This is a genomic window from Micromonospora sp. LOL_013 (genome assembly GCF_048060315.1).
Lineage (GTDB): Bacteria > Actinomycetota > Actinomycetes > Mycobacteriales > Micromonosporaceae > Micromonospora_E.
In genome coordinates this window covers 193524-214129 of sequence record NZ_JBHMIQ010000001.1, presented here as the reverse complement: position 1 = coordinate 214129, position 20606 = coordinate 193524, and the positions used below count along the sequence as shown (strand labels likewise).

The following is a 20606-nucleotide window of genomic DNA, read 5'->3' as shown; positions in this document are numbered from 1 at the left end:
TTTTAAAGGGACATTTCGGGACGGTACGCCGAACGTTGAGACAAGACTCACCAGTTTCCCCGTGGCCGGGGGGATCGCCGATAACATCCAAGTTGTCGGACAGCGCCGTCCTTCGTACTCGCGTGAGGAGCGCCTAGTGACTGAGCTGTCCGCAAACCCGATGCCCGACGCCCAGCAACTCGCCGCCACCCAACCCGCAAACGCCCAGCAACCCGGCGCCACCCAGGCCGGCAGCGCGCAGGCCGGCACCGATGCTGCTGGCAGCGGTCAGGATCAGGACGGACCGGACGCGGCGCTGCGGTCCGACATCCGCCGGCTCGGCACCCTGCTCGGCCAAACGCTGGCCCGGCAGGAGGGCCAGCCGCTGCTCGACCTGGTCGAGGAGATCCGTACCCAGGTGCGTAGTGACGCCGAGGCCGCCGCGGCCCGGCTCGCCGCGATGGACGTCACCACGGGTACGAAGCTGGCCCGCGCCTTCTCCACCTACTTCCACCTGGCGAACATCACCGAGCAGGTGCACCGGGCCCGGGACCTGCGCCGCCGCCGGGCCACCGAGGGTGGCTGGCTGGACAAGGCCGCGACGTTGATCTCCGCACGCGGAGTGTCGGCCGACGAGATCGCCGCCGCCGCGCGCCGGCTCGCGGTCCGCCCGGTGTTCACCGCCCACCCGACCGAGGCGGCCCGCCGGTCGATCCTGTCGAAGCTGCGGGCGGTCGCCGACGAGCTCGACGTGGAGATGTCCGAGGCGGTGCTGTACGGGGCCAGCGAGCACGCCTCGGCGAGCAGCCGCCGGCTGGCGGAGCTGCTGGACCTGCTCTGGCAGACCGACGAGTTGCGGCTGGACCGCCCGGACCCGACCGACGAGGCCCGCAACGCCGTCTACTACCTGCGTGACCTGTACGCCGACGCCGCCCCGCAGGTACTCGACGACCTCGCCGACACGCTGCGCAAATTGGGCGTTGAAACTTCACCGACGTCACGGCCGTTGACCTTCGGCAGCTGGATCGGCGGCGACCGGGACGGTAACCCGTACGTCACCCCGGCGGTGACCCGCGACGTGCTGATGATCCAGCACGAGCACGGCATCCAGGCCACCGACGAGGCGATGGACGCTTTGATCAACGAGGTGTCGGTGTCCCGGCGGCTGCGCGGGGTATCGCTGGACCTGTCGGCCAGCCTGGCCAAGGACCTGGACGCGTTGCCGGAGGTGGCGCCCCGGTTCCGGCGCACCAACGCGGAGGAGCCGTACCGGCTGAAGGCCCGGTGTGTGAAGGCGAAGCTGGCGAACACCCGGCTGCGGCTCAACCGGGGCACCGCGCACGTGCCCGGCCGCGACTACCGCGGCTCCGACGAGCTTTTGTCCGATCTGGAGCTGATGCGCGCGTCGCTGGCTCGCAACTCGGGTCAGCTGACCGCGGTCGGCAAACTGGCGTCGGCGATCCGCACGGTGTCGGCGTTCGGTCTGCACCTGGCGACACTGGACGTGCGCGAGCACGCCGAGGCGCACCACGCGGTGTTGGCCCAGATGTACGCCCGGGTCGGCGAAGTCACCGACTACAACTCGTTGTCGCGGGCCGAGCGGTCAAAGCTGCTGGCCGACGAGCTGACCGGCCGGCGTCCGCTGTCCAGCATGGATGTTCCGTTGACCGAGTCGGCGCGCAAGACGTTCAACGTCTTCGGCACGATCCGCGAGGCGCAGCAGCGGTTCGGCCCGGAGGTCGTCGAGTCGTACATCATCTCGATGACGTTGGGCGGTGACGACGTGCTGGCCGCCGCGGTACTGGCCCGCGAGGCCGGCCTGGTCGACGTGCACAACGGGCTGGCCCGGGTCGGTTTCGTGCCGCTGCTGGAGACCCCGGCCGAGCTGGATTCCGGTGGCGACCTGCTCGACGAGCTGCTGTCGCTGCCGGCGTACCGGGCGATCGTTGCCGCGCGTGGCGAGGTGCAGGAGGTGATGCTGGGCTACTCCGACTCCAACAAGGAGGCCGGCATCACCACCAGCCAGTGGAAGATTCACCGGGCGCAGCGGGCGCTGCGGGACGTCGCGGCCCGGCACGGCGTACGCCTGCGGTTGTTCCACGGCCGAGGCGGCACCGTCGGCCGGGGCGGTGGGCCGACCCACGAGGCGATTCTGGCCCAGCCGTACGGCACCCTGGACGGTTCGATCAAGGTGACCGAGCAGGGCGAGGTGATCTCCGACAAGTACACGATCCCCGCCCTGGCCCGGGAAAACCTGGAGCTGACCGTGGCGGCGGTGCTGCAGGCGACGCTGCTGCACACCGAGCCGCGCCAGCCGCTGGAGCTGCTGGAGAACTGGGACGCGGCGATGGACGTGGTCTCCGACTCGGCGTACGCCTGCTACCGCTCGCTGGTCGAGGACCCGGACCTGCCGGCGTACTTCTGGGCGGCGACCCCGACCGAGTTGCTGGGCGCGCTCAACATCGGCTCCCGGCCGGCGAAGCGGCCGAACACCGGCGCCGGGCTTGGTGGGCTGCGGGCGATTCCATGGGTGTTCGGCTGGACCCAGTCGCGGCAGATCGTGCCCGGCTGGTTCGGGGTCGGCTCCGGGCTGGCCGCCGCCCGTGAGGCCGGCCTGTCCGACGTGCTCGGCGAGATGTTCGAGCAGTGGCACTTCTTCCGCACGTTCCTGTCGAACGTCGAGATGATGCTGACCAAGACCGATCTGGGCATCGCGCGGCGCTACGTGGAGACGCTGGTGCCGGGTCCGCTGCAGCCGATCTTCGACAAGATCACCGAGGAGTACGAGCGGACGGTACGCGAGGTGCTGGCAATCACCGGGTCGTCGAGCTTGCTGCAGAACAACAACGTGCTGCAGCGCACCCTCGCGGTCCGGGACACCTACCTGGAGCCGCTGCACCACCTGCAGGTGGCGTTGCTGCGGCAGTACCGCGACTCGGGGGCGGCGACGCGGACGGTGGCGACCGCACCGGGTGCCCGGCGGGCGCCGAGCGACAACACCGCGTTGGAGCGGGCCCTGCTGACCACGGTCAACGGCATCGCCGCCGGCATGCGCAACACGGGCTGACGTGGCCGGGCCGGCCAACCAGCGGGGAGACTGGTCGGCCGGCACGGGCACCCCCCGATGCGAACCGCTCGGTACGGTCGGTTCAGCTGGTCTCGCCGGCCACGCTGAACGAGCGGAGCCGATCGATGGCGAGCAGGGTGAACAGCACCGCGATCACCGCGGTCATGATCACCGATACGGTGACCGACACCTGGCCGTCGAACAGTGTGGTGGCCGCCAGCCGGTCGGCGAAGGTGACCACGTACTGCTGGACGGAGAGCACCTGGGTGCCGGAGACGATGTTGCCCAGCAGCCCTTCCCAGATCAGCACGTAAACCAGGCCGAGCAGCACCGGACGGCGGGTGACCAGGCTCAGCGCCACGAACAGCGCCGAGTAGGCCAGCGCTCCGGCGGCGCTCGCGGCGGCCAGGGCGAGGCCGAGGCGCACCGATTCGGCGAGCACCCCGGCGACGTACAGCGGCACCGCGACGGTCAGCGTGGTGACACCGAACGCGACGACGAGCTTCGGCAGCACGATCTGCCAGCGCGGCAGTGGCTTGCTGAGTACGTGCACGATGGTGCCGTCGTCGATCTCCGAACCGAGCACCCCGGTGCCGACGATCAGCGCCACCACCGGCAGCACCACGGCCAGGCCGAGCGCGATCAGGACCGGCTGGGCCCAGTTGCCCGGCGCGACACCGAACCACCGGCACAGGACGGCGAGGGCGATCACCAGCACCGGCAGCGGCAGCAGGAGCAGGAACCGGCGGCGGCCGAACAGCCCGCGCGCGGTGATCCACATGACGGTCGAGTTCACGGCTCTCAGGCCTCCACGAGGTAGGAGAAGACGCTCTCCAGGGATTCGTCCGACGGCAGCAGGCGGTGCACCCGGATCCCTTCGGTGAGCGCGATCCGGGGCAGGGCGCGGGTGAAGCTGCCGTAGTCACCGGCCCGTACGGTGATCCCACCGCCCTTGGTCAGGTCGACGCCGGTGACCGAGTCGTGGCGCAGCAGTGCCACCGCCAGGGCCCGGTCGTCGCTGGACTGTACGGCGAACACGTGCGGCCGGTTGGTCATCAGCCGCCGGATGCTGCGGAAGTCGCCGGAGGCGGCCAGCCGGCCGGCGACCATCACCTGGACGGTGCCGGAGACCTGCTCGACCTCCTCCAGGATGTGCGAGCTGAACAGGATGGTCCGGCCGGCGTCGCCGAGCGAGTGCAGCAGCGTCATCATGTGCATCCGCTGGCGCGGGTCCATGCCGTTGAACGGCTCGTCGAGCAGCAGCACCGTCGGATCGTGCACCAGGGCGGCGGCGACCCGGGTGCGCTGGCGCATCCCCTTGGAATAGGTGCCGATTCGCCGGTCCTGCGCCGGGGTCATCTCGACCAGCTCGATCGCCCGCCGGGCGGCGGCCGCCGGGTCGGGCAACCCGTGCAGCCGGGCGCTGGCCAGCACGAACTCGTAGGCGGTGAGGAAGCCGTGCACGGCCTCCCGTTCGCTGACCAGCCCGAGGTTGCGGTAGACGCCCGGGTTGCGCCAGGTCGGTTCACCGTCGACGGTGACGGCACCCCGCGACGGCGGCAGGAAACCGGCCATCATGTGCAGCAGCGTGGTCTTACCGGCGCCGTTCGGGCCGAGCAGGCCGGTGACTCCGGCGTTGAGGGCCATACTGACGTCGTTGACCGCGACGACGTTGCCGTACCAGCGGGACACCCCGGCGAGCTCGATCGCGGCGGGGCGGCCGGCGGTGCCGGTGCCGGCGGCGGAGGTAACCGGGGCCGCGGCGGCCGGGGTGGAGCTCGGGGTCGAGGTCGAGGTGGTCATCGACGGGCCGCCTTCCGGTAGCGGGCGATCAGGGCGGCGATGCAGCCGGCGATCAGGACGACAGTGACCAGCCCGTACAGCGGGCCGAAACCGCCGGTGTCCAGACCCGTGCCGGCTTCGGTTACCAGCGCGTCCCGGAACAGCCAGATCCCGGTGCCCTGCACCAGGCTGGACGGGGCGACCAGACCGGCGAGCTGATTGGCGGTGACCGACGGCAGCACCGAGAGCACCCCGCCGATCGGGGTGGTCATCAGGAAGACTGCGACGATCCCACCGGCGGCGAATGCCCGCTTGCCGGTGACTGAGGCGACCGCCAGCCCGATGGCGCTGAACACACCGGCCCACAGCACGGCGTACGCCAGGCCTGGAGCGAGGTCGGTGACCTCGTCCCACACCCCGGACCAGCCGGCGTCGGTGGTGAACGCGCCGCCGAGGAACATCACCAGCTGTGGCGCGCCGAGCAGCACGAACACGGCGGTGGCCAGGGCGGCGAACTTGGCCAGCGGGTAGTCGACGAGCCGCAGCGGCCGGGAGAAGTACAGCGGCAGCACACCGCTGCCGAGGTCGCGGGAGACCAGTTCGGGGGCGACCACCGCGACGAAGAAGATCACCAGCCAGCTCATCGTGTCGGCGAACTGCGCGTAGCTGAGCAGCACCTGGCCGATCTGGGCGCGGACGGCCACCAGGCCGGCGGCGGCGGCGACCACCACGCCGACGATGAACCAGGGGAAGATCTTGGCCTTGGCGCTGCGGCCGAGCCCGAACGCGGTGCGCAGGCTGTGCGCGTAGAGCGCGCCGACGACGTGCCGGCGACCGAGCCGGACCCCCGTGTAGCGCTGGTAGCCGATGTCGTGGATGACGCCGCCCGGCGCGCCGTTCGAGGTGGTGCCCGCGACGGCCGGGCCGGCCGGCGTCGGCCCGGCGCCCCGGGCGGCGGTGAGCTGGTCAGACGTTGACACGGGAGTCCTCCGTGGTGGCGAAGAGTTCGGCGACCCGGTGCCGGCGCTGGTCGAGCCGGTGCAGCGGCAGGTCGAGTTCGACGACTGCGGCGAGGATCCGGTCGTACACGTCGGAGCCGGTCTCGGCGGGCACCAGCAGCAGCTGACCTTCCCGGCTGACCGGCAGGTCGGCCGCGGCCAGCCGGGCAGCCAGCGCCTCGGTGCCCTCGCTGACCTCGATCGCCAGCACGTCACTGGCGGTGGTCATGTCGGAAAGCTGAGCGGAACGCAGCAGCCGGCCGCCGTCGATGGCGATCAGCGAGTCGCAGATCCGTTCCACCTCGCCGAGCAGGTGCGAGCAGACCAGCACCGAGATGCCGAACTCGGCGCCGATCCGGTGCACCAGGGCCAGCATGGCGTCCCGGCCGGCCGGGTCCAGGCCGTTGGTCGGCTCGTCCAGCAGCAGCAGGTCGGGGTCGTGCACCAGCGCCTGGGCCAGCTTGACCCGCTGCTTCATGCCGGTGGAGTAGCCGCCGATCTGCCGGTAGCGCTCCTCATAGAGCCCGACGTGGCGCAGCGCCTCGGAGGCCCGTTCCCGGGCCGCCGCGCGCGGCAGACCGCTGATCCGCCCCAGGTGGGTGACGAATTCGGCGGCGCTGAGGTCCGGCGGCAGGCAGTCGTTCTCCGGCATGTAGCCGACCCGGGCGCGGACCGCGTCGGCGTCGGTGGTGGGGTTCAGTCCGAGTACCCGGACCTGTCCGCTGGTCGGGGCGAGCAGGCCGAGCAGGATCTTGATCAGGGTCGACTTGCCGGCGCCGTTGGCCCCGACGAGGCCGACGATGCCGGGCTGGACCTCGACGGTCAGGTCGGCCAGGGCCGTCACCCGCCCGCCGTACGTCTTGGTCAGCGCATCGGTTGCGATGAGAGTCACCCGGTCAGCGTATGGACTGCCGGCACGTCGTGGGATGGGGTTTCCCCCTGGAGGTTCCCTGAGGAGCTACCCATGCCCTGCCATTAGGGGTGACACCGCCGGACCCGGAAGCAAGCGTTGCTCTGGTTCGGCCCCGGACGAGACGTCGACATCGGGTGACGATGGTCGACATCCCGCGATGGTGGCAGAACTCGCCGTGCCAGTCTCGACCGACGACCGGCCGGCTGCGAAACTGTGAGTTCGATCCATTGGGGGTGTGATGACCGACGGCTGGGTGCTGCCTGACGACGTGCTGCGGGACGCGCCGGCGTACACGCCGCGGCCGTTCGAGTTGGCCGACCTTGAGCTGATCCTGTCCGAGGCGTACGCCCCGCTGACCGGCTTCCACACCCGCGCCGATCTTGCCTCGTTGCGTAGTCGCGGCCGGCTGGCCGACGGCACCGCCTGGCCGGTGCCGGTCACCCTGGAGGTGCCGGCCGACCTGGTCGCCGGGCTCGACCTGACGAATCCGCTGCTGCGGGTGCTGGTGCTCACCGACCCGGAGGGTGCTCCGGTGGCCGCGCTGGACATCGTCGACGCCTGGCCGAGCCGGGACGGCTTCTCGGCGGTCGGCGGCCGGGTGCGCCGGCTCGGCGACGGCACCGGCGGACCGTTCCAGCGGCTGCGTCGCAGCCCGGCGGAGGTACGTGCGCTGCTGCCCCCGGGCCGGGTGCTCGGGGTGATCGCCGACCGCCCGTTGCACCGCCCGCAGCTGGCCCAGATCGCGCACGCCGCCCGTACCCTCGCCGCGCATCTGCTGATCCTGATCCCGGTCGCCGACGGCGGGGTCAGCGGGCTGCCGCCGGAGGTGCTGGTCCGCAGTGTCTTCGCGGCCCGGGACCGGATGCCGCCAGCGACGCTGGTAGCGGTGCCGTTGACCCGGCACGGTGACGAGATCCGGGACGCGCTGCTGCGCGCCCGGGTGGCGGCCGCGTACGGCGTCACCCACCTGCTGTCCACCGGCGAGATGCTCTCCGGCGGCGGCCCGAGGGTGCTGGTGCCCCGGGAGTTGGCCTACGACAACCGGGACGGTCAGTGGCGCTGGCGCGACGACATCCCGCCGCGCAACCGGCGGCTGGCGCTCGATCAGGAGGAGATCGACGACCTGCTGGACCGGGGTTTTCCGTTGCCGGAGTGGCACACCCCGCCGGCGGTGGCGCGGGAGCTGGCCCGGGCCCGGCCGCCGCGCCGGCATCGTGGCCTGGTGGTGTTCTTCACCGGGCTGTCCGGTTCCGGCAAGTCGACCATCGCCCGGGGGGTGGCGGACGCGCTGCGGGAGAGCGGCGACCGGACCGTCACGCTGCTCGACGGGGACGTGGTACGCCGCGAACTCTCCGCCGGGTTGACGTTCTCCAAGGCGGACCGGGACCGTAACGTCCGTCGGATTGGCTGGGTCGCGTCCGAGGTCGGTCGGCACCACGGGGTGGCGATCTGCTGCCCGATCGCACCGTACGCCCAGGCCCGGGCGGTGGCCCGGCAGATGGCGAACGACGCCGGGGCCGGGTTCCTGCTGGTCTGGGTGGCGACCCCGTTGGAGGTCTGCGAGGCCCGCGACCGTAAGGGGCTGTACGCCAAGGCGCGGGCCGGTCAGCTGACCGGGATGACCGGGATTGACGATCCGTACGAGGAGCCGACTGATGCCGACCTGGTGCTGAACACCAGTGAGATAAGCATCGAGCAGGGCGTGCAGACGGTGCTGCAACACCTCACCGAAACGGGTTGGGTGGAGCCGCGACTGAAGCCGGCCTGACCCACAAAATCCTCCTTTGTCGCCTTTTCTGCAGATGACGGCAAGTCGGGCGAGAAGCCACTCTTGTCCGGGTAGCAGCAGCGTTATCCGGTAAACAGCGATTCGCGCTGGCCCGACAGCACAGCCGTCCAGGCAGGACAGGAGAGGGCGACATGCCGTTACGCAGTCGGATCCCGGAGCCGCTACGCCGGATCGTGCCCACCCGGTCCTGGTCGTACGGGCGGTGGACGGCCCCGAGGCGGGTGCTGCCGTCGTTCCTGATCTGCGGCGGGCACCGGTGCGGGACCGCCGGGTTGCACCGGATGCTGGCCGCTCATCCGCTGGTGCTGCGGGCGGCCCGGCGTGACGGAGTAAGTTTCTTCGACACCTCGTACGAGCGCGGCATCGACTGGTACCGGGGGCACTTTCCCCGCCAGCGCACCGCCCGCCGGTTGCAGCGACGCCACGGCGGCACCGCCAGCGCATTCGAGACCAGCACCTACTACCTCTACCACCCGTACGCCGCGCTGCGGATCGCCCGGGATCTACCAGACGTGCGGCTGCTGGTGCTGGTCCGCGATCCGGTGGACCGGGCGTGGTCGCACTTCCGGGTGGAACGGCTTGCCGGGCACGAGCCGGAGCCATCGTTCGCCCGGGCGCTGGCGCTGGAGTCCGCCCGGCTACGCGGGCAGGAGGAACGCCTCGGGGTGGAGGCCGGGTACCGCAGCTTCGCCCACCAGCACCACGCGTACCGGCAGCGCGGCGAGTACGCCACCTACCTGGATCGGTTGGCCTCTCAGGTTGGCCGGGAGCGGATCTGCCTGGTGGAGGCCGAACGGCTGTGGACCACGCCGGCCAAGGTGTACGGCGAGGTACTGGACTTCCTCGGCCTGCCGAGGCTCAACGAGGAGCCGTGGCTACCGCCGCCGACGCAACCGCCGGCCCTGGTCGACGGAGCACCGGGCGCACCGTTCGACGGACTGCCGGTCGAGCCGCCCGGTGCGCGTACCCGTCGGGAGCTGGCCGACCACTACGCCCCGCACGACGCGCGCCTCGCCGCCTGGCTCGGCCGTCCGCCGGTCTGGCGCAGCGCGGTGGCGGAGGCGTTCCGCTGACCCGACCCTGCGCAGGCACCTACCTGGCCGGGCGCACTTCCGTTCGGCCGTACCTGCGCGATAGTGTTCGCATCTGTTGGATTGAGTGCGAGCAGGTGGGAGCAGGACGTGGTGCTGATGCTCGCGCCGCAGCGCCAGGCAGCGATCCTGGACCGGGTCCGGGCCGCAGGCGGGGTACGGGTCACCGACCTGGCCGTCGAGTTCGGCGTCTCGGACATGACAATCCGCCGGGACCTGGACGTCCTCGCCGACCGGGGGCTGCTGGCCAAGGTGCACGGCGGGGCCACCCCGGTCGATCCCGGGGCCACCGACGAGCCCGGGTTCGTGGCGAAGTCCGCCCGGCAGCAGGCCGAAAAGGCGGCGATCGCCGCACGCGCCGCCGAGCTGGTCGTCGCCGGCGGGGCGGTGGCGTTGTCGGCCGGCACCACCACGGTGGAGCTCGCCCGCCGGCTGGTCGACGTCCCCGGGCTGACGGTGGTGACCAACTCGATCCCGGTGGCCGACGTGCTCTACCGGGACGGTCGGGGTGACCAGACGGTGATCCTCACCGGTGGGGTGCGTACCCCGTCGGACGCGCTGGTCGGGCCGGTGGCCGTGACCGCCCTCCGCGACCTGCACGTGGACCTGCTCTTCCTCGGTGTGCACGGGATGAGCGAACGGGCCGGCTACACCACCCCGAACCTGATGGAGTCCGACACCAACCGCGCCCTGATCACGGCGGCGGCCCGCCTGGTGGTGCTGGCCGACCACACCAAATGGGACGTCGTGGGCATCTCCTCGATGGCAGAGCTGGCCACGGCCCAGGTCGTGGTCAGCGACCCCGGACTACCCGCACCGGCCCGCGACGTCCTGGCCGGACACGGCGTCGAGCTGTCGATCGCCGTCCCACACCGATAGGAACTCAGCGTCGTGAAACGCCATGCGGTACGGCTCGCCGACGGGCGGGAACTCATCTACTTCGACGAGCGGGACGACGCCGTCCGGGAAGGCCCGGACCGGCGGGAGCTGCCGCCCCCGCCACCCGCCTCGGAGCTTCGCCACGATCCGTTGACCGACGAGTGGGTGGCGATCGCCGCGCACCGGCAGACCCGGACCTTCCTGCCGCCGACCGACCAGTGCCCGCTCTGCCCGTCGCGACCCGGCCGGTCCAGCGAGATTCCGGCGTACGACTACGACGTGGTGGTCTTCGAGAACCGGTTTCCGGCGCTGAGCGACCGGGTGGGTGACGGGACCGCCGGCTACCCCGGTGGTACGCCGTTCACCCCGCCCCGGCCCGGTCTCGGGCGCTGCGAGGTGGTCTGCTTCACCGCCGAGCACGGCACCTCGTTCGCCTCGCTGACCCCGGCCCGGGTCCGCACCGTCGTTGACGCGCTGGCCGACCGGACCGCCGAGTTGTCCGCGCTGGACGCGGTGGAGCAGGTGTTCTGTTTCGAGAACCGGGGCGTGGAGATCGGGGTCACCCTGCACCACCCGCACGGGCAGATCTACGCGTACCCGTTCGTGCCGCCGCGTACCCGGTCGATGCTGGCCGCCGCCCGACGGCACGCCGAGGCGACCGGCGGGCGGAGCCTGTACGCGGACGTGCTGGCCGCCGAGCGGGCGGCCGGGGTGCGGGTGGTGGCGGCGAACGACCGGTGGACGGCGTACGTGCCGGCCGCAGCGCGCTGGCCGTTCGAGGTGCACCTGGCACCGCACCGCCGGGTGCCGGACATCGCCGCGTTGGACGACGCCGAACGGGACGCTTTCGGGCCGCTCTACCTGGACGTGCTGCGCCGCTTCGACCGGCTCTTCGACAGCCGGCAGGGCACACCGTACATCGCGGCGTGGCATCAGGCCCCGGTACGTCACGAACGGGAGCTGGGTTACCTGCATCTGCAGGTGTTCACCATCCGGCGGGCGGCGGACAAGCTGAAGTACCTGGCCGGTTCGGAATCGGCGATGGGTGTGTTCATCAACGACGTCCGGCCCGAACAGGCGGCGGCACTGTTGCGCGACGCCTGACCAGACCGGACATGGTTGCGGGGGGCCCGGGACAGGACCCCCCGCAGGGAAGGGACGGCAGGCTGCTGGTTCACAGCCGAGGATCGACCGTTGGCGTCATGTTGCTCAGGGCGACCGCCACCGGAAGATCCCCTTGGACGCGACTGGCACCACGTCCACCCTGTTCAACGATCCGCCGGAGGAACCGGTGACGGTGCCGGCCGCGAGCTCAGGCGCTCAGCTACTCAGGCGCTCAGCCGCTTGGCCAGGTTGCCGTCGAGAGCCGCCATGAACTCGTCGGTGGTCAGCCACGGAGCGTTGCGGTCGATCAGCAGCGCCAGGTCCTTGGTCATCTGGCCCGCCTCGACGGTCTCGATGCAGACCTGCTCGAGCGTGTTGGCGAACTCGGTCACCGCCGGGGTGCCGTCCAGCTTGCCGCGGTGGGCCAGGCCCCGGGTCCAGGCGAAGATCGACGCGATCGGGTTGGTCGACGTCTTCTCGCCCTTCTGCCACTGCCGGTAGTGCCGGGTGACCGTGCCGTGCGCGGCCTCCGCCTCCACCGTACGACCGTCCGGGGTCATCAGCACCGACGTCATCAGCCCCAGCGAGCCGAAGCCCTGGGCGACGGTGTCCGACTGCACGTCACCGTCGTAGTTCTTGCAGGCCCAGACGAAGCCGCCCTCCCACTTGAGCGCGGCGGCGACCATGTCGTCGATCAGCCGGTGCTCGTAGGTGATCCCGGCGGCGGCGAACTCGGTGGCGAACTCGGCCTCGTACACCTCGGCGAAGATGTCCTTGAACCGACCGTCGTACGCCTTGAGGATGGTGTTCTTGGTCGACAGGTAGACCGGGTAACCGCGGTCCAGACCGTAGCGCAGCGAGGCGCGGGCGAAGTCACGGATCGACTCGTCGAAGTTGTACATCCCCATCGCGACGCCGCCGCCGGAGAAGTTGGCGACCTCCATCTCGACCGGGGCGCTGCCGTCGGCCGGGGTGTAGGTGATGGTCACCGTGCCCGGCCCGGGCACCACGAAGTCAGAGGCCTTGTACTGGTCGCCGTGCGCGTGCCGGCCGATGATGATCGGCTTGGTCCAGCCGGGCACCAGCCGGGGGACGTTCGACATGATGATCGGCTCGCGGAACACCACGCCGCCGAGGATGTTCCGGATGGTGCCGTTCGGGGAGCGCCACATCTTCTTCAGGCCGAACTCCTCGACCCGGGCCTCGTCCGGGGTGATGGTCGCGCACTTGACGCCGACGCCGTGCTGCTTGATGGCGTTCGCGGCGTCCACCGTCACCTGGTCGTCGGTCTCGTCGCGGTACTGGATCGACAGGTCGTAGTAGTGCAGGTCGACGTCGAGGTAGGGCAGGATCAACTGCTCCCGGATCTGCTTCCAGATGATCCTGGTCATCTCGTCGCCGTCGAGCTCGACGACCGGGTTGGTTACCTTGATCTTCGCCATCGACCGGCGCTCCTCTCGGAAACTCGTATTAGCAGTACGAGCGTACTGGATTGCCGAACCCGGTGCGCAGCGGGCGGGACGAACGAGGCGCGGCACACGTCGGGGCGGGCACCTGGATGCCCGCCCCGATCGTCACGCCCGTACGGCTCAGAGGTCGGCCACGTCCGCCTGCTTGGCCCGGACCGCCTCGGCGGCCTCCTTCAGCGCGGCCAGTTCCGTACCGGTCAGGTCGGTGGTCACCACCCGACGGACGCCCTCGGCCCCGAGCTCAGCCTCCACGCCCAGGTAGACGCCGTCGATTCCGTACTCCCCGGTGACCCAGGCGCACACTGGCATCACCGCGCCGGAGTCCTCGGCCACGGCCTTGGCCATCCGGGCCGCCGCCGCCGACGGCGCGTAGTACGCCGACCCGGTCTTGAGCAGGGCGACAACCTCGGCACCACCGTTGCGGGTCCGGACCACCAGTTCCTCGATTTTGTCCGCCGGCAGCAGCTCGGTCAGCGGCTTGCCGTTCACGGTGCACCGTGACGGCACCGGCACCATGGTGTCACCGTGCGAGCCGAGGGTCAGCGTGCGTACGGTCGCCACCGGTACCGCGAGCGTCTCGGCGACGAAGTGGGAGAACCGGGCGGTGTCCAGCATGCCGGCCTGCCCGAGCACCCGGTTGCGCGGGAACCCGGTGGCGATCTGCGCCAGCGCGGTCATCTCGTCGAGCGGGTTGGACACCACGATGACCACCGCGTCCGGGGCGTACCGGGCGATTTTCTCCGCGACGCCGCGGACGATCTTGGCGTTGACCTCCAGCAGGTCCATCCGGCTCATCCCCGGCTTGCGCGGCAGGCCGGCGGTGACGATGACGACGTCCGAGCCGGAGATCACCTCGTAGCCGGAGCCGTCCACCCCGGTGGTCGCACCGACGACCTTGGTCTCGAAGCCCTCGATCGGCCGCGACTGGTTGAGATCGAGGGCCAGTCCCTCGGGCTTGCCCTCGATGATGTCGGTCAGCACGACGGTGTCGAAGACGTCGTACTCGGCCAGGCGCTGCGCGGTCGTCGAGCCGTAGAAGCCGGCCCCGACGACGGTGACCTTCTTGCCCATTGTCGTCTCACTCCCTGCTACCGGGCGAATTTGTCGGGACCGTATCAGCCAGGTAACGGCGGAGCGGGTCAGGGGCGCGCCCGGAGACCCACCTCACGCCCGCCACGCCGACGTCGCCGCCCGCCACACCGGTCGACTGGCCGACCGGCTCACCGGTCGGCGAGGCCGCGTTCCGCCAGCTCGACGACGTTGGTCAACAGCATCGCCCGGGTCATCGGGCCGATCCCGCCGGGCACCGGTGCCAGCGCACCGGCCACCTCGGCCACGTCCGGCGCCACGTCACCGGTGTACTGGCCCTTGCCGTTCTCGCCGAGCACCCGGGTGATGCCGACGTCGATGACCGTCGCCCCCGGCGTGATCATCTCAGCGGTGACCAGACCGGGCACGCCAGCGGCGGCGATCACGATCTCCGCCCGCCGGGTGTGGTCGCCCAGATCGAGCGTGCCGGTGTGGCACAGCGTCACCGTGGCGTTCTCGCTGCGCCGGGTCAGCAGCAGCCCCAGCGGCCGGCCGACGGTGGTACCCCGACCGATCACCACCACCTCCGCACCCCGGAGCCGGATCTCGTTACGACGCAGCAGATCGACGATGCCCCGGGGAGTGCAGGCGACCGGCGCGTCGAAGCCGAGCACCAGCCGGCCCAGGTTGACCGGGTGCAGCCCGTCGGCGTCCTTGTTTGGGTCGACCCGCTCCAGCACCCGCTGCGTGTCGATCTGCTTCGGCATCGGCAGCTGGACTATGTAGCCGTGGCAGGCCGGGTCGGCGTTCAACTCGGCGACCACCGCCTCCACCTGCTCCTGGCTGGCGTCGACGGGCAGGTCCCGCCGGATCGAGGCGATCCCGACCTCGGCGCAGTCGCGGTGCTTGCCGTTGACGTACGCATGGGAGCCGGGATCCTCACCGACCAGCACGGTGCCGAGACCGGGCACCACCGACTGCTCCGCGAGCGCCTTGACCCGGGCACGAAGGTTGTCCTTGATGGCGGAAGCCGCCGCCTTGCCGTCCAGAATTGTCGCCGTCACGTCACCGATCGTCTCACGTCGCCCGATCCACCCCGGTCGGCACCTCGCGCGGACCAGCCGGTCAGGGCCGCACGTCGGCGCCGTACGCCGCCGCGACCTGCACCGCCTGGGCCAGGTCGATCCGCGCCCCGGTCAGGTCGAGGCCGCGCAGCTCGACCCCGGCCAGATCCGCCCCACGCAGATCCGTGCCGCGCAGCTTCGCGCTGGTCAACCGGGCATAGCCAAGGTCCGCCCCGGAAAGATCCACCCGGCTCAGGTCCGCCTCGGTCAGGTCGGCCTCCCGTAGCCGCAGCCCGGACAGCTTCGTCCCGGTCAGGTCGAGGCCGCGCAGTAGCACGAACCCCCAGTCCCCGCCGTCAACGTGCAGCGGGCGCAGCGTGCAGTCGAGGAACTGGGTGCCGGTCAGCTTGCAGTCGGCAAAGGTCGCGTCGAAGAACGACGACCGTCGAATCACGCAGTGCAGCAGCGCGCAGTGGGTCAGCCGGGCCGCGTTGACCCGCACGTTCGCCAGTACGCAGTTGGTGAAGACGCAGCCGGTCAGCACCGCCTCGGTCAGGTCGACGTCGACGAGCTCACAGCGGTCGAAGTGCACCCGGTCGAACTCGTCGAGCGCCCAGTCGGCCCCGACGATCCGCTCCTCGACGCGCTGCTGCAGCGACACGACGACGGCCAGCCGGTCAGTGGAAGAAGTGCCGGGTGCCGGTCAGGTACATGGCGACCCCGGCGGCGTTCGCCGCCGCGGTCGCCTCGTCGTCCCGGATCGAACCACCGGGCTGCACCACCGCGCGTACCCCGGCGTCGATCAGCACCTGCAGGCCGTCCGGGAACGGGAAGAACGCGTCGGAGGCGGCCACCGCACCGGCGGCCCGGCCGGCACCGGCCCGGCGTACCGCCAACTCGGCAGCGTCGACCCGGTTGACCTGGCCCATCCCGACCCCGACGGTCGCACCGTCGCGGGCCAGCAGGATCGCGTTGCTCTTCACCGCGCGTACCGCCCGCCAGGCAAAGCCCAGGTCGGCCAGCAGGTCCGCGTCGGCCGGCTCACCGGTGGCCAGCCGCCAGCTCGCCGGATCGTCGCCGGCGGCGTCGATCCGGTCGGCGGTCTGCGCCAGCCGGCCGCCGGTGACCTGCCGCCACTCAACCGCCGCCGGCTGCCACGCCGGGGCGAGCAGCAGCCGCAGGTTCTTCTTCCGGGCCAGCACCTCGACCGCGGCCGGGTCGAACCCGGGGGCCACCACCACCTCGGTGAAGATCTCCGCGACCTGGTTGGCCAGCTCGACGGTGACCGGCCGGTTGACCGCGATCACCCCGCCGTACGCGGAGACCGGGTCGCAGGCGTGCGCCTTGCGGTGTGCCTCGGCGACGTCGACACCGACCGCGATGCCGCACGGGTTGGCGTGCTTGATGATCGCCACGGCCGGGGCGGTGAAGTCGTTCGCCGCCCGCCAGGCGGCATCGGCGTCAACGTAGTTGTTGTACGACATCTCCTTGCCGTGCAACTGCTCGGCCCGGGCCAGCCCGGCCGGTACCGCCGGGTCCAGGTAGAGGGCCGCCCGCTGGTGCGGGTTCTCGCCGTAGCGCAGCACAGCGGCCCGGCGCAGCGCGGTACCGGCGAACTCCGGCCAGTCCACCGGCTGGTCGGTGTCCGCGCCGACCAGGGTCCGGGCGCACCAGTCGGCGACCGCGACGTCGTACTCGGCGATGTCGGCGAACGCGCGGGCGGCGAGGGCGCGCCGCTGCCGCAGGGTGAAGCCACCCTCGGCGAGGGCCTGCTCGATCAGCGGGTACGCCGACACCGAGGTGACCACCGCGACGCTGGCGTGGTTCTTCGCCGCCGCCCGCACCATCGCCGGGCCACCGATGTCGATCTGCTCCACACAGCCGTCCGGGTCGGCGCCGGAGGCCACGGTCTGCTGAAACGGGTACAGGTTGGACACCAGCAGGTCGAACGGAGCGACGCCGAGCTCGGCCAGCTGCGTGGTGTGGTCGGCAGAGCGCAGGTCGGCCAGCAGCCCGGCGTGCACGTGCGGGTGCAGCGTCTTGACCCGGCCGTCAAGGCACTCCGGGAAGCCGGTCACGTCCTCCACCCGGACCACCGGCACGCCGGCGGCGGCGATGGTGGTCGCGGTCGACCCGGTGGAGACGATCTCCACCCCGGCGGCGTGCAGCATGGTGGCCAGCTCGACCAGGCCGGTCTTGTCGTAGACGCTGATCAACGCCCGGTGCAGCGGGCGGCGGCCGTCGATGCTCGGGTTCATCGGATGGTGACCTTTCGATGCGAGATGGTCCAGCCGTGCCGGACCAACCGGCCGACGTACTCGACGAGCTGCGCCCGTTCCGCTTCCTTGATCCGCTCGGTCAGACTGGCCTCGTCGTCGTCCGGCTCGACCGGGACCGCGACCTGCGCGACGATCGGTCCGGTGTCGACGCCGGCATCGACAAAGAAGAGCGTGGCACCGGCCAGCTTGACCCCGTAGGCGAGGGCGTCACGCGGTCCGTTCATGCCGGGGAACGCGGGCAGCAGCGAGTTGTGGGTGTTGACGTAGCGGTCCCCGAAGGCAGCCAGGAACCGGGCGCCGACCAGCTTCAGGAAGCCGGCGGAGACGATCAGATCCGGCTGGTACGCGGCGACCTCGGCGGTCAGCGTGGCGTCCCAGTCCGCCCGGCTGGCGTGGTCGGCGACCCGGGCCACGAAGGTGGGCACCCCGGCGGCCTCGGCCCGGTCCAGCCCGGCGATCCCGTCCCGGTCCGCGCCGACAGCGACGACGACCGCGCCGTACGCGGGGTCCTCGGTGGCGTCGAGCAGCGCCTGCAGATTGGTGCCGGAACCGGAGACGAGCACCACGAGTCTGGCCGGAGACGAGGTCACCCGAGCACCCTACCCGGCCGCCGACGAGGCCCCGTCCAGGTCCCGCCCAGGTCGCGCCCAACGGAACGGGCGGGCGCGACGGGCGGCAGGATTTGCGCTGACCAGATACGCTGCCCGACGCTCGGGCAAGAACACGATCTCCGACCGCCCTGAGCGTCGTCGTCATGAAGGAGCTCTCTGTGCAGCCCGGCTACCCAGGCCAAGATCCGTATGGCCAGCAGCCCCAGCAGCCCCAGGACCCGACCTCGTCGCCACCCTCCGACCCGTACGGTCAGCCCGGCTACAGCCAGCCGCCGTCCTCGGGGCAGCCCTACTCGGACCCGTACGGCCAGCAACCACCGGGGCAGCCGTACCCGCAGCAGCCGCCGGGGCAGCCCTACGGTGACCCGTACGCGCAGCAGCCGGTGCCGGGCCAGCCGTACCCCGCCGGCGGCTACGGCATGCCGGGCCAGCAGAAGGACAACAACCTGGGCCTGATCGGCATGATCGTCGGCATCGCCTCGCTGGTGCTGGCTGTGTGCTGCCCGCTGCTCGGCATCCCGGCCGGCATCGCCGGCGCGGTGCTCGGCTTCCTCGGCAAGAACAAGGTCGACCAGGGGCTGGCGGACAACCGCAGCCAGGCGATGGCCGGGCTGATCTGCGGCGCGATCGGGGTGGTGCTCGGCATCGCGAACTCGATCCTCGGCGTTCTGCTGGATGTCGGCAGCGGGTTCAACAGCATCTGAGCCAGGCTTTGTGACGCGACCCGGTCAGGGCGTCCCGGATCGTCCGGGGCGCCCTGTGCCGTTGCCCAGATGTCCCTGCCCGGCACCGGACCGGGCGGCGGCGGCGGACCGAGCAGCGGCGGACCGCCGCTGGCGGGGCGCGGACCGGTCCGCCGGAGGTGCCGCCACCGCCCGCGCCGCCGCCGCGCCGACCACCGCCCCGACCGCGAGTACCGCGCTCGACACCACCGCCACCTGCCAGGCGACCGGCCCGACGTCGGCGAGCCGCCCGGCACCGAGCGGACCGCCGGACGCGGCCGCCGCACCGCCCAGGAACAGTCCGGCCACCGGCCCGCTGAGCAGGGCAGCGCCGATCAGCACCGGCCAGCCGGGCAGCCCGGCACCACCCCGGTCGGACCCCGCCGACCAGCGGCGGGCCAGCACCCACCCGGTGGTCATCCCGGCCAGCACCGGCAGGGCGAGCAGCGCCGCGCTGAGCCCGCCGGCCGGGCCGTTGGGCAGCCCGGCGAACAACGGGATCGCTGGCAGGCTGCCGAGGGTGACTTCGGTGGTCCGTACCGCCGTGTCGGATCCGAGCGCGAAGCCCGGCCCAAGTAGGTAGGCGGTCGCCCAGATGGTGGCGTTCGGTGCGTAGGCGGTGCTGAGCAGCGTGATCCCGGCCTGCCCGGCCACCCCGGCCCGGTACACCCCGATGGTGTCGGCGGCGTCCCCACCGCTGATCGCCACGGACAACCCGGCCACGGCGGCGCCGGCGCCGAGCACCAGCAGCGCGGCGACCAGCCCGGCCCGCGCCGCGTGCCGCAGCAGGTCGGGGCAGCGCGCCGTCAGTCGGCGCAGCGTTCCGGTGGTCTGGCCGGCCCCGAGCAACGCGCCGACCACGCCGAACGCCGCCAGCGTGGCCCCGGCCCGCAGCGGTTCGACCGCCGTGGTAGCGCTGCTCGCGACGTGCGCGGCGGCGGCACCGAGCGCGCCGTACGCGGTCGCGACGGCAAACGCGACGACGATCGCCCGGCCGGCGGATCCGCGCTGCCGGGCACCGACCGCCCGGGTGGTGTGCACGCCGGCCCGGTAGATCCGCCAGGCGGCGAGCGCGCTGAGCAGCAGCGGCGGCAGCCCGAGCGGGCCGGTCGAGGTGTCCAGCGGTACGCCGTGTCCGAGCAGCCAGGCGGCCAGACCGATCCGGGCCGCGCCGAGGATCGACGAGTCGCCTTCGGCGAGCCGGATCAGCCACATCACCACCGCGACCGGCAGGTAGGACACGACCGCGGCCCACAGGGTGGTCACCGAGGCCGCGACGGCCAGCGGGGCCCGGCCACGGCGGGCAGCACCGGGGACGCGGCCCGGGCCTGAGCGCCGAACGGCGTCGACCGACGCGGTACCGTCCGGCGGTCGTGGCGGGTCCGGGGGGTGGGCTGCCATCGTGCCTACTTTGGCACGTGGGCGCACTGATCCGGCGGCAATATCGCCGTGGCCTGGCCGGTCACCTACCGAACCTGCCGACATTCCGGTCATTTGGCCGTACGCTCGGTGCTGGACCGCGCCGTCGACGACGGCGGTTGTCGAGTTGACGGGGGACCCTGCCGATGACCCAGTACCCACCGGCCGCGGCGTCGGCCGGCAGCGACCGCAGCACCCTGTGGGGCGTGCTCGGTATCGTGATCGGCCTGCTCTGCTGCGGCATCCTCGGCATCGTCTTCGGCGCACTGTCGATCCGCGACGCCAACCGCTTCCGCAAGTCCCCGGTGCTGGGCTGGGTGGCGATCGTGCTGAGCGTGCTCAACATCATCGGTGGGGCCAGTCTCTGGGCGACCGGGAACTACCCGATCGGCTGACCAGACGACGACGGCC

At 71.7% G+C, this 20606-nt stretch carries 18 protein-coding genes; 7 read left to right on the top strand and 11 right to left on the bottom strand.

Features of this window, described 5'->3' with window-relative positions; translation table 11 throughout:
* Positions 1-136: 136 nt before the first annotated feature.
* Complete coding sequence (gene ppc / locus ACFHWS_RS01055; protein WP_416551377.1) at positions 137-3046, top strand: phosphoenolpyruvate carboxylase; 2910 nt, start codon at positions 137-139, stop codon at positions 3044-3046.
* Positions 3047-3128: 82 nt separating this feature from the next.
* Here the strand turns inward: ppc and ACFHWS_RS01050 are convergent, their stop codons facing one another.
* The 4 genes from ACFHWS_RS01050 to ACFHWS_RS01035 form a co-directional block, all read right to left on the bottom strand.
* Positions 3129-3827, bottom strand: coding sequence for an ABC transporter permease subunit (locus ACFHWS_RS01050; protein WP_416551420.1), 699 nt, complete (start codon positions 3825-3827; stop codon positions 3129-3131).
* Between the two features lie 20 nt (positions 3828-3847).
* Positions 3848-4849, bottom strand: a complete 1002-nt coding sequence (locus tag ACFHWS_RS01045; protein WP_416551376.1) for an ABC transporter ATP-binding protein — start codon at positions 4847-4849, stop codon at positions 3848-3850.
* Positions 4846-5706 carry an ABC transporter permease gene (locus ACFHWS_RS01040; RefSeq protein WP_416551419.1) on the bottom strand — a complete coding sequence of 287 codons (861 nt, stop codon included), beginning with the start codon at positions 5704-5706 and terminating at the stop codon, positions 4846-4848. Before ACFHWS_RS01040 ends, ACFHWS_RS01045 begins: the two co-directional genes overlap by 4 nt.
* A gap of 88 nt (positions 5707-5794) precedes the next feature.
* On the bottom strand, positions 5795-6718 hold the full coding sequence (locus tag ACFHWS_RS01035; RefSeq protein ID WP_416551375.1) for an ABC transporter ATP-binding protein: 924 nt from the start codon (positions 6716-6718) through the stop codon (positions 5795-5797).
* Positions 6719-6977: 259 nt separating this feature from the next.
* Between ACFHWS_RS01035 and cysC the strand changes: the two genes are divergently transcribed.
* The 4 genes from cysC (at position 6978) to galT (ending at position 11602) form a co-directional block, all read left to right on the top strand.
* Positions 6978-8507: an adenylyl-sulfate kinase gene (gene cysC, locus ACFHWS_RS01030; RefSeq protein WP_416567436.1), complete on the top strand. Its 1530-nt coding sequence runs from the start codon at positions 6978-6980 to the stop codon at positions 8505-8507.
* Positions 8508-8659: 152 nt separating this feature from the next.
* On the top strand, positions 8660-9601 hold the full coding sequence (locus ACFHWS_RS01025) for a sulfotransferase domain-containing protein (protein WP_416551373.1): 942 nt from the start codon (positions 8660-8662) through the stop codon (positions 9599-9601).
* Positions 9602-9718: 117 nt separating this feature from the next.
* Positions 9719-10498, top strand: a complete 780-nt coding sequence (locus ACFHWS_RS01020) for a DeoR/GlpR family DNA-binding transcription regulator (protein ID WP_416551418.1) — start codon at positions 9719-9721, stop codon at positions 10496-10498.
* A gap of 12 nt (positions 10499-10510) precedes the next feature.
* Positions 10511-11602, top strand: a complete 1092-nt coding sequence (galT, locus tag ACFHWS_RS01015) for a galactose-1-phosphate uridylyltransferase (RefSeq protein WP_416551372.1) — start codon at positions 10511-10513, stop codon at positions 11600-11602.
* A 224-nt stretch (positions 11603-11826) separates the two neighbouring features.
* Here galT and ACFHWS_RS01010 read toward each other — a convergent pair whose 3' ends face one another.
* The 6 genes from ACFHWS_RS01010 to purN form a co-directional block, all read right to left on the bottom strand.
* Complete coding sequence (locus ACFHWS_RS01010) at positions 11827-13044, bottom strand: NADP-dependent isocitrate dehydrogenase (protein ID WP_278173844.1); 1218 nt, start codon at positions 13042-13044, stop codon at positions 11827-11829.
* A 147-nt stretch (positions 13045-13191) separates the two neighbouring features.
* Positions 13192-14142, bottom strand: coding sequence for a malate dehydrogenase (mdh, locus tag ACFHWS_RS01005; RefSeq protein ID WP_416551370.1), 951 nt, complete (start codon positions 14140-14142; stop codon positions 13192-13194).
* 149 nt (positions 14143-14291) lie between these two features.
* Positions 14292-15164 carry a bifunctional methylenetetrahydrofolate dehydrogenase/methenyltetrahydrofolate cyclohydrolase gene (locus tag ACFHWS_RS01000; protein WP_416551369.1) on the bottom strand — a complete coding sequence of 291 codons (873 nt, stop codon included), beginning with the start codon at positions 15162-15164 and terminating at the stop codon, positions 14292-14294.
* Positions 15165-15225: 61 nt separating this feature from the next.
* Positions 15226-15825, bottom strand: a complete 600-nt coding sequence (locus tag ACFHWS_RS00995) for a pentapeptide repeat-containing protein (RefSeq protein ID WP_416551368.1) — start codon at positions 15823-15825, stop codon at positions 15226-15228.
* A gap of 16 nt (positions 15826-15841) precedes the next feature.
* Complete coding sequence (purH, locus tag ACFHWS_RS00990) at positions 15842-17422, bottom strand: bifunctional phosphoribosylaminoimidazolecarboxamide formyltransferase/IMP cyclohydrolase (protein WP_416567435.1); 1581 nt, start codon at positions 17420-17422, stop codon at positions 15842-15844.
* A complete protein-coding gene (gene purN, locus ACFHWS_RS00985; RefSeq protein WP_416551366.1) occupies positions 17419-18033 on the bottom strand; it encodes a phosphoribosylglycinamide formyltransferase in 615 nt (204 codons plus the stop codon). Before purN ends, purH begins: the two co-directional genes overlap by 4 nt.
* Positions 18034-18197: 164 nt before the next feature.
* On the opposite strand from purN, the gene ACFHWS_RS00980 reads away from it, so the two are divergent.
* Positions 18198-18758 (top strand): DUF4190 domain-containing protein, encoded by a 561-nt coding sequence (locus tag ACFHWS_RS00980; protein ID WP_416567434.1) that lies wholly within the window; start codon positions 18198-18200, stop codon positions 18756-18758.
* Between the two features lie 24 nt (positions 18759-18782).
* On the opposite strand, the gene ACFHWS_RS00975 is transcribed toward ACFHWS_RS00980, so the two are convergent.
* Entirely contained in the window at positions 18783-20177 is a 1395-nt protein-coding gene (locus ACFHWS_RS00975) for a DUF6350 family protein (protein ID WP_416567433.1), read from the bottom strand.
* A 164-nt stretch (positions 20178-20341) separates the two neighbouring features.
* On the opposite strand from ACFHWS_RS00975, the gene ACFHWS_RS00970 reads away from it, so the two are divergent.
* Positions 20342-20590 carry a hypothetical protein gene (locus tag ACFHWS_RS00970; protein WP_416551363.1) on the top strand — a complete coding sequence of 83 codons (249 nt, stop codon included), beginning with the start codon at positions 20342-20344 and terminating at the stop codon, positions 20588-20590.
* Positions 20591-20606: the final 16 nt, after the last annotated feature.

Bases quoted from the DNA above. Each gene is read 5' to 3' on its own strand.
- ACFHWS_RS01020 (WP_416551418.1), top strand. From the start codon at position 9,719: ATGCTCGCGCCGCAGCGCCAGGCAGCGATCCTGGACCGGGTCCGGGCC.
- cysC (WP_416567436.1), top strand. From the start codon at position 6,978: ATGACCGACGGCTGGGTGCTGCCTGACGACGTGCTGCGGGACGCGCCG.
- ACFHWS_RS00975 (WP_416567433.1), bottom strand. From the start codon at position 20,177: ATGGCAGCCCACCCCCCGGACCCGCCACGACCGCCGGACGGTACCGCG.
- ACFHWS_RS01025 (WP_416551373.1), top strand. From the start codon at position 8,660: ATGCCGTTACGCAGTCGGATCCCGGAGCCGCTACGCCGGATCGTGCCC.
- ACFHWS_RS01050 (WP_416551420.1), bottom strand. From the start codon at position 3,827: ATGTGGATCACCGCGCGCGGGCTGTTCGGCCGCCGCCGGTTCCTGCTC.
- ACFHWS_RS00980 (WP_416567434.1), top strand. From the start codon at position 18,198: ATGAAGGAGCTCTCTGTGCAGCCCGGCTACCCAGGCCAAGATCCGTAT.
- ACFHWS_RS01045 (WP_416551376.1), bottom strand. From the start codon at position 4,849: ATGACCACCTCGACCTCGACCCCGAGCTCCACCCCGGCCGCCGCGGCC.
- mdh (WP_416551370.1), bottom strand. From the start codon at position 14,142: ATGGGCAAGAAGGTCACCGTCGTCGGGGCCGGCTTCTACGGCTCGACG.
- purH (WP_416567435.1), bottom strand. From the start codon at position 17,422: ATGAACCCGAGCATCGACGGCCGCCGCCCGCTGCACCGGGCGTTGATC.
- ACFHWS_RS01010 (WP_278173844.1), bottom strand. From the start codon at position 13,044: ATGGCGAAGATCAAGGTAACCAACCCGGTCGTCGAGCTCGACGGCGAC.
- ACFHWS_RS00970 (WP_416551363.1), top strand. From the start codon at position 20,342: ATGACCCAGTACCCACCGGCCGCGGCGTCGGCCGGCAGCGACCGCAGC.